This window comes from Agrobacterium sp. A3-95 (assembly GCF_053521785.1).
The window spans coordinates 163,140-178,935 of sequence record NZ_JBNWDR010000008.1 but is presented as its reverse complement, the minus strand read 5'-3'; the positions used below and the strand labels follow the sequence as shown (position 1 = coordinate 178,935).

Annotated in this window: 13 protein-coding genes; 4 read left to right on the top strand and 9 right to left on the bottom strand. The window is 58.7% G+C overall.

Going from position 1 to position 15,796, the window contains the following annotated elements; all coding sequences use genetic code 11:
- Window positions 1-3: 3 nt before the first annotated feature.
- The 9 genes from ligD to ACQZ5Y_RS20280 all read right to left on the bottom strand — a co-directional run bounded on the left by ligD (window position 4) and on the right by ACQZ5Y_RS20280 (window position 12,021).
- Window positions 4-2,496, bottom strand: a complete 2,493-nt coding sequence (gene ligD, locus ACQZ5Y_RS20320) for a DNA ligase D (RefSeq protein WP_174051121.1) — start codon at window positions 2,494-2,496, stop codon at window positions 4-6.
- Window positions 2,497-2,499: 3 nt separating this feature from the next.
- Window positions 2,500-3,330 carry a non-homologous end joining protein Ku gene (gene ku / locus ACQZ5Y_RS20315; RefSeq protein WP_112161251.1) on the bottom strand — a complete coding sequence of 277 codons (831 nt, stop codon included), beginning with the start codon at window positions 3,328-3,330 and terminating at the stop codon, window positions 2,500-2,502.
- Window positions 3,327-3,611 carry a hypothetical protein gene (locus tag ACQZ5Y_RS20310; RefSeq protein WP_065660283.1) on the bottom strand — a complete coding sequence of 95 codons (285 nt, stop codon included), beginning with the start codon at window positions 3,609-3,611 and terminating at the stop codon, window positions 3,327-3,329. Before ACQZ5Y_RS20310 ends, ku begins: the two co-directional genes overlap by 4 nt.
- A 19-nt stretch (window positions 3,612-3,630) precedes the next feature.
- Entirely contained in the window at window positions 3,631-4,524 is an 894-nt protein-coding gene (locus ACQZ5Y_RS20305) for an SDR family oxidoreductase (protein WP_174051120.1), read from the bottom strand.
- 206 nt (window positions 4,525-4,730) lie between these two features.
- Complete coding sequence (locus ACQZ5Y_RS20300; protein ID WP_145166895.1) at window positions 4,731-7,070, bottom strand: bifunctional diguanylate cyclase/phosphodiesterase; 2,340 nt, start codon at window positions 7,068-7,070, stop codon at window positions 4,731-4,733.
- 185 nt (window positions 7,071-7,255) lie between these two features.
- Window positions 7,256-8,359 carry a hypothetical protein gene (locus ACQZ5Y_RS20295; RefSeq protein ID WP_025594964.1) on the bottom strand — a complete coding sequence of 368 codons (1,104 nt, stop codon included), beginning with the start codon at window positions 8,357-8,359 and terminating at the stop codon, window positions 7,256-7,258.
- Window positions 8,360-8,604: 245 nt separating this feature from the next.
- Window positions 8,605-10,143 (bottom strand): ABC transporter substrate-binding protein, encoded by a 1,539-nt coding sequence (locus ACQZ5Y_RS20290; protein ID WP_370953851.1) that lies wholly within the window; start codon window positions 10,141-10,143, stop codon window positions 8,605-8,607.
- 116 nt (window positions 10,144-10,259) lie between these two features.
- Window positions 10,260-11,240, bottom strand: coding sequence for a mannonate dehydratase (locus ACQZ5Y_RS20285; RefSeq protein WP_013761138.1), 981 nt, complete (start codon window positions 11,238-11,240; stop codon window positions 10,260-10,262).
- Window positions 11,241-11,307: 67 nt separating this feature from the next.
- Complete coding sequence (locus tag ACQZ5Y_RS20280) at window positions 11,308-12,021, bottom strand: FadR/GntR family transcriptional regulator (RefSeq protein WP_004431172.1); 714 nt, start codon at window positions 12,019-12,021, stop codon at window positions 11,308-11,310.
- A gap of 205 nt (window positions 12,022-12,226) precedes the next feature.
- Here ACQZ5Y_RS20280 and ACQZ5Y_RS20275 point away from each other — a divergent pair, with 205 nt between their 5' ends.
- Genes ACQZ5Y_RS20275 through ACQZ5Y_RS20260 form a run of 4 tightly spaced genes read left to right on the top strand, consistent with a single transcriptional unit; the run spans window position 12,227 to window position 15,717 of the window.
- Window positions 12,227-13,255 (top strand): ABC transporter permease, encoded by a 1,029-nt coding sequence (locus ACQZ5Y_RS20275; RefSeq protein WP_004431168.1) that lies wholly within the window; start codon window positions 12,227-12,229, stop codon window positions 13,253-13,255.
- Window positions 13,252-14,151, top strand: coding sequence for an ABC transporter permease (locus ACQZ5Y_RS20270; RefSeq protein ID WP_013761140.1), 900 nt, complete (start codon window positions 13,252-13,254; stop codon window positions 14,149-14,151). The genes ACQZ5Y_RS20275 and ACQZ5Y_RS20270 overlap by 4 nt, the downstream gene beginning before the upstream one ends.
- Entirely contained in the window at window positions 14,138-14,983 is an 846-nt protein-coding gene (locus ACQZ5Y_RS20265; RefSeq protein ID WP_025594967.1) for an ABC transporter ATP-binding protein, read from the top strand. Before ACQZ5Y_RS20270 ends, ACQZ5Y_RS20265 begins: the two co-directional genes overlap by 14 nt.
- Entirely contained in the window at window positions 14,980-15,717 is a 738-nt protein-coding gene (locus tag ACQZ5Y_RS20260) for an ABC transporter ATP-binding protein (protein WP_111800783.1), read from the top strand. The genes ACQZ5Y_RS20265 and ACQZ5Y_RS20260 overlap by 4 nt, the downstream gene beginning before the upstream one ends.
- Window positions 15,718-15,796: the final 79 nt, after the last annotated feature.

Below are 15,796 nucleotides of genomic sequence, written 5' to 3'. Positions count from 1 at the left end.
CGCTCATCGGGCCTTTTTCGGCAGGGGTCGCGCGGCAGCGAAAAAGCCGTCCCATGGATCCTTCTTCAGGGCAGAAAGGCGCGCGCCTATATTGCTGACCGTGAAGTGTGCCGGACCTATCTCATCTGAGAGTTCCGCCCATTCGATTGGCGCTGAAATGGCGGCTCCCGGTCGGGCACGTGTCGAATAGGGCGCAACAGCCGTATTGCCCCTGCCATTACGCAGATAGTCGAGGAAGATGCGGCCCTGGCGTTTCGCTTTGGTTGCCACCGCAAGATATTTCTCCGGCTCCGCCTTGGCCATGTCATCCGCCATGGTCTTTGCAAAGGCCTTCAAGGCCGGCCATCCCGCTTCCGGTTTCAAAGGTGCCACGACATGCAACCCCTTGCCGCCGGAGGTTTTCACGAAAGCGGCCAGACCGGCATCTTCGAAACGCCGCTTCAGTTCCAGTGCCGCATCGATTACCTCCTGCCATGACACGTCCTCGCCGGGGTCTATATCCATGGTGATCATGTCAGGCTTTTCCCAGTTCGCGGTTGTCGCCCCCCATGGGTGAATTTCAAGCGCAGCGGACTGGACCAGGGCCATCATGCCATCGAAATCCGTAATCCTGATCAGCGGTTCCCCGCCCTTGTCCTTCGGATCCTTGATCTGTTCTATCGCCTTGTTCACACCGCGCCAGGCGTGTTTCTGGAAGAAACGCTGCCCATCGATCCCTTCAGGACAACGCAGCAGCGCCAGAGGCCGGTTGACGACAAAGGGGGCCATATAGCGCCAGACCTGGGTGTAATAATCGGCAAGCCCTTCCTTGGTCACGCCATTGTCCGGCCAATAAAGTCGTTCCGGATGGGTGAACTTGATCTTTGACTGCGGCGTCCCTTGTTCCGACAAGGCATTATCCTCGCGTTCGATTTCGCCCGCCGGCTTGTCTTCCCGCAAGCCGCGGAATGATGCATGGCGCAGATTGCCATCTCCGGACCAGGCACGAAACTCCACTTCTGCAACCAGTTCCGGCTTGACGAAATAGAGGTCGCGGCGCGCAAGTGCCGTGAGCTTTTCGCCGAAAGGGCTGTCATCGATGCCCAGCGGCTTCAGGCGGCCAAGCAGCATTTCGGCAATGTCAGCGGTATAGCCGGTGCCGACGCGGCCGACATGACGCAGCTTGCCTTCCTCATAAACGCCGAGCGCCAGCGAGCCGATGGCATTGTCCGACGCGGATGACAGGGTATAGCCACCGATGACGAATTCCTGCCGCATCGAGCATTTGGATTTCACCCAGTTACCCTTGCGGCCCGAGACGTATTTGCTGTCCTTGACCTTGGAGATAACGCCCTCGAGGCTGAGGCGGCAGGCATGATCGAGAACAAGCCCGCCGCTTTCCTCGAAATGTTCGCTGTAGCGAAGATGCGGGTTGCTGGCGGGCAGCAGCTTTTCCAGTAGCGCCTTGCGATCCGTCAGCGCCGCCCCGCGCAAATCCGTGCCATCCAGATAAAGGAGATCAAAGGCATAAAAAACGAAGCGGTCGCTGCGCCCTTCGCTCAAGTCCTGTTGCAAGGCTGAGAAATCCGAGGCGCCGCTGTCCCGTTCCACCACGATTTCGCCGTCGATCATCAGCGTTTCGGCCGGCATCGACTTGAGCGCTCCCGCCACGGCATCGCCGAACTTTTCGGTCCAGTCCAGTCCGCTACGGGTCAGAAGCTGGAGTTTGCCGTGGTCGATACGGACCTGCAGGCGATAGCCGTCGAACTTGATCTCATGCAGCCAGCGGGAGCCTTCCGGTGGCTTGGGTTTCAGCGTCGCAAGTGCCGGCGGCACGAAGGATGACAGCGCCTGTTTGCGGGCACCTTTCGGCAGGGCATGCGCCTGTTTTTGGCCCGAGGAAGAACTAACGGTCTTTTTCGATACGGGCTTCGAATTCCAGGTGTCCTTCGGCTTGGCGGCAACTTCTTCAACACTTCGGCCAGTCTTCACGGATTCCGGCCGCTCCTCCAGAATATCGGCGCCGCCATCATGCCTTGCCTCTTCGTCGTCGCCCTTGATCAGCAGCCAGTTTTCACGGCTCTCACCGGGCTTTCCATGCATACGTACAAGATGCCAGCGGCCTTTAAGCTTTTCGCCCTCCAGTTCAAATTCGAGATGGCCTTTGCGGTAGCCTTTCTTCGCGTCGCCAATCGGGCGCCAGACACCACGATCCCAAAGAATGACGGTGCCGCCGCCATATTGACCTTTCGGGATTACGCCTTCGAAGTCGCCGTAGCTTAGAGGGTGGTCCTCGACATGCACCGCAAGGCGCTTGTCCTCCGGGTCAAGGCTCGGCCCGCGGGTTACCGCCCAGCTTTTAAGGACGCCGTCCATCTCCAGCCGGAAATCGTAATGCAGCCGGCGGGCATCGTGCTTCTGTATGACGAAACTCGATCCCTGCGCATCGACCTTGTCGCCCTTCGGCTCCGGCGTCTTGTCGAAACTGCGCTTGGCGTTATAGCTCTGCAAACCCATGGATCAGCTCGCTTTCCGGGAGGATTTGCGCCCCGCACCAGCGGTAGATTTTCCGCTTTCGCCGTCACCGGCGCTGCGGCGCAAAGCCTCCTTCAGGTCGATGATGTTATCTTGCTTGCGCGGCGGCTGTTTGCTGATTTCCCTGCCCTCGATCTTCGCCTTCACCAGTTCCGCCAGTGCATCATTGTAACGATCGGTATATTCCGCCGGATCGAATGTGCCTGCCCGTTTCCCGATGATGTGACCCGCGAGTTCAAGCATCTCTTCGTCGAACTGAATATCGGGAATGGACTTGAAAACGGTGGTTTGCGAGCGAACCTCGTAGCCGAAATTCAAGGTCGTCGCCACGAGCGCCTTGCCGCTTGGACGGATCAACAGCACGCGGTTTCGGCGAAAGAGTACCGCTTCGCCAAGTGCCGAGACTTTCTCGTCGTCCATGGCTTTTGCCAGCAGCGTCAAAGCCTCTTCGCCACCTTCCTGCGTCGGCGCCAGATAATAGGACTTATCGAAATAGAGCTTGTCGATCTCGTCGTGGCTCAGAAAATGCCTGATGCGGATGACCTTGTCGTTTTCCGGCATCAGCGTTGCGATCTCATCTCCCTCGATGACGATATGGTCGCCATTGTCGAGTTCATAGCCCTTGACCTGATCCTCGCGGTCGACAGCGTCGCCGGTATCGCTATCGACATATTGCCTTTCAACGCGATGGCCGGTCTTTCGGTTGACGATGTTGAAGGAGATTTTTTCCGATGAAGTGAGCGCGGAATAGAGACCAATTTCACAGGTGAAATCGCCGAATGTCAGATGACCCTTCCAGCTCGCTCTCCGGTTCATGATCGCCGCCCATGGTCGTCTTGAGAGGATTGGCCTCTGCCACGGTCCGCAGCAAGGATGCGCTCGATAGCGGGAACGTCCGCATCCGCCAGCACCGGAACAGGGTCGGATGCCATCGCCTCCAGCACCTCCGGCGAAAGCCCGCCATTGCGGATGACCCATTCCATGGCTTCGCGCGTTTGCCGCTCGGCCTTCAGCTGCGCATAAAGGGCCAGTATCAGCCGGTCGCGGACATCGAAGGGCTTCACATCTCTGTCTGAACGTTCTGTCTGTCGTTTCATGTCACGTCCTCAAAGCCGATCAGGCAACGCCTCGGCCTCCGGTCACACCATAGACCTCGCCATTGATGAAGCTGCCATCCTGCGAAGCCAGCAGCACATAGACCGGTGCCAGTTCCACAGGCTGGCCTGGACGGCCAAAATCGCTGTCCTTACCGAAATTCCTGACCTTTTCGTCCGGCTGCCCGCCGCTTGGCTGCAAAACCGTCCAGAAGGGACCAGGCGCGACGACATTTGCCCGAACGCCCTTTTCGATAAGCTGTTTGGCGAGCGCTTTCGTATAGGCAACGATGCCGGCTTTCGTAGTGGCATAATCAAGAAGAATGGGAGACGGCTCATAGGCCTGTATAGATGCGGTGGTGATTACCGACGATCCGGGCTGCAGATAAGGGACGGCGGCCTGCGCAATCCAGTGCAGCGCGTAGAGATTGGTCTTCATCGTGCGGTCGAAATCTTCAGTCGACAGCTCGGCGATACCCTCGCGATATTGTTGTCTTGCGGCATTGATCACCAGAATATCGAGGCCGTTGAGATCACCTACCGCTTTTTCAACCAGTTGGCGGCACCATGCCTCATCGGTAATATCTCCGGGTAAGGCGACCGCCACGCGGCCTTCCGCTTCGATAAGTGCTACCACCTCTTCGGCGTCCGATTCTTCCTCCGGCAGATAGGATATCGCGATATCTGCACCCTCTCGCGCAAAGGCGATTGCCACGGCGCGACCGATGCCGGAATCACCGCCGGTTATGAGCGCCTTGCGCCCGGCAAGCTTGCCGCTGCCGCGATAGGTCTTTTCACCATGATCAGGGAAAGGCATCATGTTCGTGACCAGCCCCGGCATTTCCTGAGTCGGCGTTGAAAAGGGCGGGCGCGGATACTGGTTGCGCGGGTCCTGCGGCTCAAGGCGGTCTGTCATTGGTTTCTCCCAGAGATAGATTCCATCCTTGGTGCGTCTCATGACCAGCGAATTCATCATCGGAAGGTCAGGGCTGTCGTCTGCCGCCGGCTGCGGCGGTGGCGACACGGACGCACCACACACAATCCTAACGATCTGCGTTCGCTCTCGTTCCATTGGCGTAGGAGAATGGAATTACGACGGCATCACGCCGCCGCACTCCTCTTTCAGACGGAATGTTTCTTCCGCTTGCCAGTGCTTGCCGCCGCGGCAGGAGCCACATCCGGCCTGCCGAAGAGATAACCCTGCGCCTGCGCGCAACCTTCATCGACAACCATGCGATATTGCGCGTCGGTTTCGATACCCTCCGCCGTCACTGGCAGATCGAGGCTGCGACCGAGGCCGATCACCGCGCGCACGATGGCGCGGGCATTATCATCCTCGCTCATGGCGGCGATGAAGCTGCGGTCGATCTTGATCTTGTCGAAGGGGAAGCTCTGCAAGTTGCTGAGCGATGAATAGCCGGTGCCGAAATCATCCATGACGATGGCCACACCCAGCGCCTTCAACTGGTTGAGGATGATCAGCGTCGCCTTGCGGTCCTTCAGCAACGCGGCTTCGGTGATCTCGAGTTCCAGCCGGTTCGGCGAAAGGCCGGACTGCATGAGGACCGTGCAGACGACATGGCCGAGATTTGCGAGCGAAAACTGCAATGGTGAAACATTGACTGCGATTTTGAGGTGCGGCGCCCAGGTGCTCGCCTGGCGGCAGGCCTCGCGCAGCACCCATTCGCCGAGCGAGATGATGATCCCGCTTTCCTCTGCAATCGGAATGAAGACATCCGGAGGTACGACACCCCGTGTCGGATGCTGCCAGCGTACCAGCGCCTCATAACCGACGACCTGACCACATTCGACGGAAAGGACAGGTTGATAGTTCAACACCAATTCGTTGCGGTTGATGGCGAGCCGCAGATCAGTTTCGAGCTGGCGGCGCTCGCGGGCCTCCTGATCCATCAGGGGATCATAAAAGGACAATATTCCGCGCCCACCCATCTTGGCGCGGTAAAGCGCCAGATCAGCGGCGTGCAAGATGCTTTCGTTGCTGTTCCCGTCCCGCGGAAAGACGGCGATGCCGATGCTGACGCCGACAGCGGTCGGGTCGTTGGCCGCATTCATTTTCAACCCGAACATGGCAAGGATTGTCTCGGCAAGCAGACGTGCCTCCTCCGATTTGGTGTGCCGGGCAGTCAGGATAACGAATTCATCGCCGCCAAGACGGGCGACGATATCTCCCGGCCTTGCGCATTCATCGAGGATGGTCGCAACTTTTTTCAGCACCCGGTCGCCCTCGGCATGGCCGAAAATGTCGTTGACCGCCTTGAACCGGTCGAGATCGAGCGCCAGCAAGGCAAACTCATCCTCCGCGTCGCAATGTTCGATCTGCTGGTGCAGCCGCGTCTGGAACATGGTGCGGTTCGAAAGGCCGGTCAGCACATCGTGGCGGGCCAGATATTCGATCTCCCTTTGCGCCTCCCGCTTTTCCGTCAGGTCGCGAATCGCCAGCACTTCGCAAGGATGGCCGCGATACTCGATGGTGCGCACGGCAAGCTCGAACACCTGCGGCCGGTCGCTGCGTTCGCGGATTGCCTCAACCGGCGCGAGGCGCGGCAGATAGGTGGGCTGTCCGTCCATGGCCTTGAAGAGATCATCGGGATTTTTACCCATCAGCGATGCCTCATCGCTGCCGACAAGCCCGGCAAAACGGGTATTCAGCTCAACAATGCGGCCATCACGGACCACGGCAAGACCATCCAGCGTCGCATCCACAAGCCCCTTGAGATCGACAAGGTAACGGTCAACGAGAGCGGCGGTGGCAGTGGCTGCGAGGACCAGGAAAGTCACGCCCGAAACGGCAGCAATCATGATCACTCTGGCGAGATTGTCGGGATCCGGGCCAGCGACGGACGGATCCGGCGACAGGATCGTGGCCGACATGGCGGTGAAATGCAAAGCGCAGATTGCCAAGATCGAACATCCGGCCGGAATGACGATGCGTTTCCATGTGGCGGAACGAAGGAACAGGAAAAAGGCCAGCAGAAAAAATACCCAGGCAACGGCAAAGCCACCCAAAACGGGGCCCCAGCGATAGCTGATCGTGGCGGCCACATCCATGCCCGCCATGCCGACGAAATGCATGACGGCAACCGAAAGGGTAACCAGCGTTCCGACGATAACGGGACTGTAGCTCGCCTTCGAGCGCGCCCTGAGCGCCAGCCAGAACCCCAGAACGGCCAGAACCGCCGACAGCGCCGTGAACTGGAAATCAAAGCCGATCGGGACTGAACCCTTATAAGCAAGCATGGCAACGAAATGCGTAGCCCAGACGCTGAGCCCCGCTGCAAAGGCGGCAACCAGCACCCAATAAGGCTTGCGGCCAGCCGGGCTTTCTTCCGCACGCAACAACAAATGGAAAAAAGCATGCATGCCAAGCAGGCAAATAACCGCTGCAAGCAGTACGATCGCATGATCGTGTTGTACCGCAACGCATTCCAGAACCGTGAACATGATGCACTCTCCCAGCCTCGAGAACCGCCCACGATCGCACTATGGAGTTGGTTTATTTATAAATCTCTAATGCAACTTTGGATAATTGATCGATCTCATCGACAAAGAGCCAGGAGACGCCGGGCCGACGCGCCAGCCCACAAAGCTCTTGCGACCGGCCCAATAAACGCCAAGAGGGAAAGCCTTTATTTCCAGCTTCGAAAATCGTCCCCGGCACAACCGAAAGGTGCTGGACCATCAGCAAAACGCTCCTGCAGACGCGCGCAGCCCCACTCGTTGAGCGCCGCGGGCATCATATTGTTGAGGTCCATGCCCGGAGAGTTGAATTGCGAAGGCGCGCTGGTGACGTACCACAGCCAGTACCCCAAGGTTGCAACGACGATAAAGGCGACAATTGCAACGAACGTTGCCAGCCGTCGCGCAAGGCTCGGGGCTTTTGTCACCGCCGCGCCGGGGGCGGGTACACCCTCCTGCCCACGGTTCGCAAGCACCGGTTCGAGCGAAGCAAGTGCTTCCGCTCTTTCCTGTTCCGATAGGTCAATTCGCTCCAGCTGATCGTCAAGCAGAACAGGCAGCGGGGTTTCACCGTGCCAGACCGCCAGTGCGACATCGTGTTTGCCGGTGTGGCCGACGACGACCGGGATTCGCCCTCTCTCCAGGTAGGTAAAGGATTGCCTCTTCGTCTTCCCTTCCCTGACCGTATCGGCATAGGTCACGAAAAGACGGCTGCGTTTTTCGGCGACCGCCGTCAGCGCCACCGGAATAACAGTCAATGGCGCCGGGTGCCGCAGACGCAGACGAGCCCGCAAGGTGCGGATAAGTGTAAGCAGCAGCGCGAAACAGCCGAAACCGAGCAGGGCAACGAACACGCCCAGGGTTATGATCCGGTTCCAGAGCATATCGAGGCCAAGTGAAATCGTTGCAAGTTCGGGATTCTTCGCCGAAATGACCAGACCGGTTTCATAGTCGCCGGAATGGAAATCGACGAACATGACCTCGACATCCTTATTGTAGCTCACACCGCCATGCTCGTAGGAAAGCTCCGCTTCGCAATTCGTGAAGATCGCCTTGCGGGTCTTGCAACTGCCGTTGATATCGCCGCTTTCGATCTCCAGCGGGTCGCGGCTGATCTGATAGTCGCGCAACACACCCGGGCCTTCGGCCACGAGCAGGACGACTGTAATCACCAGCAGCACGGGAATGGAGAAATAATAGGCCGCCGGTACCGAAATGACACCGCGCTTCAAACTGAGCGGCCTTGCGGGAAGTTTTATCTGTGGGAAGCTCATGGTGCCAACGCATTTAATGGAATGTGAGCGAGCGGGGTTTGGGAATCCCGCTCTGGGAAAGGGTCGATCGCTGCACGGTCTAACCCGCTAGAGCCATCGCGAAAACCCCAAGAATTCAAGGATGCGGGCGTAATAGTTCGCACGGCGGCCCTGTCTTAATTGGCCAGCAAGCAGTCGAGGGACCCACAAAAAAACGGGCGGTAAAGTCACCGCCCGTCACATGTTTTCCGTCTAGTGGTTTGCAGTCACTGCTTCGTCACGTTTTCCAGTCGCGTCGTCTGGCTTGGGTGACCGACATAATCCTTGACGCGCGACGTCAAAACGATCGGCTCGTATCTCTCGAAGAGAGGCAGAACGGCTGGCTTCTGCGCGACGAACATTTCCTGCATCTGGGTGTAGATTTCCCCACGTTTCTTGGCATCGGGCTCAAGGGAAGCCTTTGCGGTCAGAGCCGTCAGTTCCGGAATGTCCCAGGCAGAGCGCCAGACGAAATTGCCGGCATTGTTGGCAGCAAGCGAGTTGTCGGGGTTACTGGAGAACTGCTCCATCGAGCCGAGGACGTTGGGCATATATGCGCCCGTCTGCGGAATAAGCAGATCGAAGTCCCGCGCACGGTGAGCGGCAATCACGTCCGAACCGTTACCCTGCTGAATGTTCACCTTGATACCGACCTGGCTGAGCGATGCCTGGATGGCCGTAGCAAGATCGATGCGCGGCGTTTGGGCAATTGTCTTCAGATTAAGCGTGAAGCCATTCTCATAACCGGCTTCCTTCAGAAGAGATTTCGCTTTCTCGACATCAAGCTTCCAGTCGGGGCTTGGAATGGCATATTCGAAATTCTCCGGAACCGGCACCGTGCGCGCCCTGCCATAGGGGCCCATGATGGTCTTTTCCATTCCCTTGTAGTCGATGCCGTAAGCAATCGCTTCGCGAACCTTGGGGTTGGAAAGAGGCTCCTTGCCGGCATTCATGGACAGGACGTAGAAACCACCCGTCGGCACGCGCTGGATCTGAAAACCTTCCTTGTTGTTGAAGGTCGCAAGGTCGGATGCCGTCAGCGCGCTGGCAATGTCGATGTCGCCTCGCTCCAGCATCAGGCGCTCCACCTGGCTTTCCGGTACATGCCGCACGATCACGCGACGCATTTTCGGGCTGCCAGCCACATAGTCCTTGTTGGCCTCAAGAATGATGATTTCGTTCGGCGACCAGCGATTGAGGGTGAAGGGTCCTGAACCGGCGGAATTTGTTCTCAGCCACGCATTGCCCCAGTCGCCATCAACTTCATGGGACTTGAGCTCCTTGCTGTCGACGACACTGGCAATGACCATCGCCAGACGATAGAGCAGCAGTTCGGATGTCGTTTGCCCTGACAGTTCGATGCGGACCGTCTTCTCGTCCGGGGCGCTCACCAGCTTGTCGACATTTTCCGCGTTGTAACCAACGCGCTTGAGGTTGGCGGCCGCCGCCTGATTCATCTTCAAAAGGCGGCTGAACGAATAAACCACATCTGCGGAGGTAACGGGATTGCCCGAGGCAAAGTTGGCGGCGCGAAGATGAAACGTGATGCCCTTGTCATCTGTCTCCCAGCGCTCTGCCAGCTGCGGCGAAACCTTTCCCGAGCCATCGACCGAGATCAGCCGATCGTAAAGATTGGCCATGATTTCGTTGGCTTTCGCTTCGGTGGCCTGATGGGGGTCTAGCGACAGCACCTGGGCAAGCGACGTCCCGACGACGAGCTGGTCGTTGGGGGTCTTGGCCGCCACCGGCGACGCCTGCACCAACATGGCGCCCAGAACGGTGGTGAATGCGAGACGGATCATCGATTTTTTCATACCTGCTCCTCCTACAGATCGGTAATTGCAAGCCGGCAGCGCCACGTGCGCCAACCGGCCTGAAACAGTCAAAGATGGTTGTTATTAAGCGCCTCGATGAGCGCGGCGATGTAGCCGTAGCAAAACGCAAAGGCGACACCGACGGGATCGCGGCCCGCAATCGTCGGCACATGATCGGGCATGATCATGTAGCGATAGCCGAGTTCATGGTAGAGCTTCAGCGAACGGACCATGTCCATGTCACCCTCGTCGGGAAACGTTTCCATGAAAGACAGCTTGCCGCCGCTGATGTTGCGGAAATGGACATTGAATATCTTGTCGCGGCTGCCAAACCAGCGGATGATCTCGTCGATCTCCTCGCGCGGATTGTCGAGCATCTCGCCGATCGATCCCTGGCAGAAATTCAGGCCATGATAGGGGCTTTCCCGCATCTGCACGAACTTCTTCAGACCCTCGACGGTGCCGAGCACCCGGGTGACACCCTTGTAGCCGGGCGGGGTGTAGGGGTCATGCGGATGGCAGGCGAGCCGGACCTTGTTGCTTTCGGCAACCGGCACCACGCGTTCGAGGAAATAGTCGATGCGTTCCCAATTTTCGTCCTCGGATAGAACACCGGCAAGGCCCGGAGCCGCATCATGGTCCGCCTTGTCCCATCGCCAGGCTTCATTGAGCGAACCACCGCGCCCACGCTCCATTTCAGTGCGCGGGATGCCGATGAGATTGAGGTTGTATTTCGCCGCCGGGATGCCGGCCCTGGCGATATCCTCAATCATTCTGCAGACGGCATCGATCTGCCGGTCGCGTTCTGGCCCGGCAAGCAGGATATCGGGAAACGATGCCTGTTCGATCGGCCTTGATGGCAACGGCAATTGCACCATGTCGAGCACGAGGCCAAAGCTCTCGACCTTGTCACGGTGACGCTCAAAATCCTCAAAGGTCCAGCTTGCGGGTGCACCAGGCGGATCGGCGTTGATATTCTTGACGCCAAGCTGCGCCCAAACCTTGAAATCCTCGTCATCGCGCGCTGTCACCTGGGTGCCGACATACATCGATTCTCTCCTCACTCCATGCTAGTCATCATATGACATCGCACGAAATAAGATGAGTGTCGAGATGCTATTGCGCCTCGGAAAGCAACCTGTATCGACGCTGGCTCGCAAGCATATGATCGCGCATGGCTTTCCGCGCGGCATCCGGATCCTGCTCTACGATGGCGCGCAGGATTGCCTCATGCTCGGCCTGCACTTTGCGCAGATAATCCGCGTCGCCCGTCTCCGGCAGGGTTGGAAACTGACCGCGCGGTATCGAGCGTGACCCGAACTGGCGCAGTGCCTCGAGATAGAACCGGTTGTTGGTCGCTATCGCAATGGCCGTGTGAAACTCGTAATCGGCACTGACGGTGCTTTCGCCCGCATCGATGGCCCGGCCCATTTTCCGATGGGCTGCGGAAATCGCCGCTTCCTGCTGGGCTGTGCGGCGATAGGCGGCAATTGCCGCTGCTTCGCCTTCGGTTGCGAGCCGAAACTCAAGCATTTCCAGCGTTTCTGCAATTGTGCCAACTTCGGATTGCGTCAGCTTCACACCCGCCCACTCGCTGACATTGCTGACGAACACGCCCTTGCCATGGATGGGAATGACATAGCCGGAAGAGCGCAGATCCGCGATCGCCTCGCGAACCACTGTGCGGCTCACGCCGTAGGTGCGCTCAAGCTGCGGTTCCGTGGGAAGCTGATCGCCGTTCTTCAGTTTTCCACTGCGAATTTCTGCACTGAGATTATCGATGATCTGTTGTGCCCGCCGCTCCCGCGGCTTTTCCCTATCGCCCATCATGCCACTCTTCCCTCTTGCAGAAAACGAATCCCTTCGTTACTCATATGATGACGTGGCGTTACGTCATATGTTTTCATGTTAGCTCAGGGAGGAGTTGGGATGAAGTACCATCAAAAGTTTTTGCAGGGTAGAATTGCTCGTCTGCGGCGAGCCGTTCAAAAAGTGGCATCGCTGACAGCGTTTTCTCGTGGAAGTGCGATTTGCGATGACTGAAATTTCATTGCGCGGGCTCGGACATCGCTTCCTGCAACTTGTCGTCAGCCTCTTCATCCTGCTCTGCATCACCTTCATCATTGGCCGGGTGATGCCGACCGATCCGGTCGGGGCAATCGTCGGTGAGCTTGCAGATCCTAAAGCCTATGAAGCCATGCGGGCTCGGCTTGGGCTTGATCTCCCTCTTTACCAGCAGTTTTTCATCTATCTCCGTGGCCTGTTGCACGGCGATTTCGGTATAGCTATTCTGACCGGAAACCCGGTAACGCGGGACCTGGCGCAAGCCTTCCCGGCGACGCTTGAGCTTGCAACGCTGGCAATCATCATCTCCACCGTCATCGGCGTCCCGCTCGGTCTCGCCGCGGCCCTGTTTCGCGACACGTTCATCGACAAGTTCGCACGTGTCTTTGCGCTGGTGGGGCATTCGATACCCGTATTCTGGTTCGGTATCGTCGGGCTCGTGATTTTTTATGCGAATCTCAACCTTGTCGCCGGGCCCGGTCGCGTGGACGTCTTTTACGAAGGCCTCGTGGAGCCGAGAACAGGGCTGATGCTGGTCGACACTCTTCTCGCAGGTGAGACAGAGATTTTCTGGAATGCGCTCGCGCATATCATGCTTCCGGCGATCATCCTTGCCTATATGGCAATGGCCTATATTACCCGCATGACCCGCGCCTTCACCCTCGAACAGCTTAGCCAGGATTACGTGATTGCGGCGCGTGCGAAAGGCGTCAGCCCGGCGCGCACCGTAACCCGCCATGTACTGCCGAATATCGCGGTGCAGCTGATCACCGTTCTCGCCATCTCCTATGGCAACCTGCTGGAAGGCGCCGTTGTGACCGAAATCGTCTTTTCCTGGCCCGGCATCGGACAATACATGACGAATGCACTGCTTATTGGTGACATGAATGCGATCCTCGCAGCCACGATCGTTATCGGCTTCATCTTCATGATGCTCAACTTCCTCGCAGACGTTGCCTACACCACGCTTGACCCGCGGACACGGGAGGTCGCTCGATGACCGATATAACTCAGAACACTCCCGTGCGGAGCCGCAGCGCGTTGTCTCGGATATCCACAACGACGGCGCGGACGCTGCGGAAGCTTGGCGACGAGCCGCTTGGAATGTTCGGCTTTGCCATTCTCGCCATTCTGGTCGTGGTTGCCATTTTCGCTCCCCTGATTGCGCCATATGATCCGGTGCGCCAGGTGCTAGACAATGCGCTCCAGCCTCCCAGCTGGGCGCATCTGGCGGGAACCGACGAATTTGGCCGAGACATTTTCAGCCGCCTCGTCTATGGCACCCGCATCACGATCCAGACCGTCTTGTCGGTCTCGGTCATCGTCGGCCCTATCGGCCTTGCAATCGGTGTCATGGCCGGTTTCTTCGGCGGCAGAACCGACGCCATTCTGATGCGCGCGACCGATATTGTCCTTTCCTTCCCTTCGCTCGTTCTGGCACTTGCCTTTGCTGCTGCAATGGGAGCCGGTCTCGGTACCGCAATCATCGCGATCTCGCTGACCGCCTGGCCGCCCATCGCGCGCCTGGCGCGGGCCGAAGCGCTGGTCGTGCGCAACACCGACTATGTTGCGGCCGCACGCCTCTATGGGGCCTCGCCGATGCGCATCCTGTTTCTTTATATCGCGCCGATGTGCATTCCTTCGGTCATCGTCAGACTGACATTGAATATGGCCGGTATCATCCTGACGGCCGCCTCGCTTGGCTTCCTCGGTCTTGGCGCTCAGCCGCCGCTTCCCGAATGGGGGGCGATGATTTCCAGCGGCCGTAAATTCATGCTCGATTACTGGTGGGTCGCCGTCATGCCCGGCATCGCGATCCTTTTGACGAGCCTTGCCTTCAACATCGCTGGCGATACGCTGCGCGACCTACTGGATCCGCGTCATGCCCGTTCCTGATAGCTCTCCCATTCTTTCGGTCCGCGATCTTAACGTTCGCTTTGGCCGCAACGCCATCCCCGCCGTCTCCAATGTCAACTTCGACGTCGGACGCGAGCGTGTCGGTATCGTCGGCGAATCCGGGTCCGGAAAGTCCACGACCGGCCGTGCCGCCATGCGCCTTCTGCCCAAGAGCGCCACGGTGACGGCAGAACGGATGGATTTCCTCTCCGAACCCCTGCTTGAAAAATCCGAGCGCCAGATGGGTGCGATCCGCGGCAGCGAGATGGCGCTCATCATGCAGGACCCGCGTTACTCCCTCAATCCGGTCCTGCCGATCGGAAAGCAGGTGGCGGAAGCGGCCGAGCTGCATCTGGCCCTCAAGGGCAAGGCCGCCAGAAATGCCGCGCGCGACATGCTGCTGCGCGTGCGCATCAACGATCCTGACCGCGTGATGGGGCTTTATCCCCACCAGATCTCAGGCGGCATGGGACAGCGCGTGATGATCGCCATGATGCTGCTTGCCAAACCCAAGCTGGTCATCGCCGACGAACCGACCTCAGCACTCGATGTCAGCGTGCGCAAGGATGTCCTTCTGCTTCTGGACGAGATGGTGCGCGAAAACAATTCGGGCCTCATCCTCATCAGTCACGATATCCGCATGGTTGCGGCCTTTTGCGAACGCGTGCTGGTCATGTATGGCGGACGCGTCGTGGAGACGCTTTCCAAGCTCGAAGATGCGCAACACCCCTATACACGGGGCCTGATCGCGGCCATGCCCGATCCCCGCAATCCGGTCCGGCGCCTCAAGGTGCTGGATCGCCAGGCAATCGATGCGGAGGTGATGCGATGATCACGGTAGACAAGCTGGATGTCGTTTACGGCACGAAGGAAACCCGCAATCACGTCGTGCGCGACGTCAGCTTTCGGGTCAACCGAGGCGAGACACTCGGCATCGTTGGCGAAAGCGGTTGCGGCAAGTCGACATTGCTGCGATCGCTTGCCGGCCTGGAATCCGGCTGGACCGGATCGATCTCTTTCGAAGGCAAGCCTGTGGGCAAAGTCCGTAGCCGCGACGAGCTGAAGCTGGCGCAGATGGTGTTCCAGGACCCCTATGGTTCCCTGCACCCACGCCACCGCATCGGCCGGGCTCTTGCCGAACCGATCCGCTCCATGGGGCTTGGTGACGGCTGGTCGAAGGTTCCGGCCGCGCTGCAGCAGGTTGGCCTGCCCGCGCATTTTGCCGAGCGCTTCCCGCACGAACTGTCCGGAGGCCAGCGTCAGCGTGTTGCGATCGCCCGCGCGCTTATCCTCGAGCCGCCGATCCTGCTTCTCGACGAGCCGACATCCGCTCTCGACGTCTCCATTCAGGCGGAAATCCTGAACCTGCTGGCCGATCAGCGCGACGAGCAGAACCTCACCTTCGTTCTCGTCAGCCACGACCTGTCGGTTATAGCCCATATGTGCGACCGCGTTCTGGTCATGCAGAATGGCGTTTTTGTCGATGAGTTGACCAAGGCCGATCTTGAAGCGGGCATCACCCACGCGGCCTATTCAGGCGAACTCTTCGAAAGCAGCTTTCTTTGAAAGCCGTCATGGGGTGAGCCATTGGAACAGCTGGACTGCGAGGTTTTCCCTGGCAGTCCAGTATCTGATCAGGCCCTCG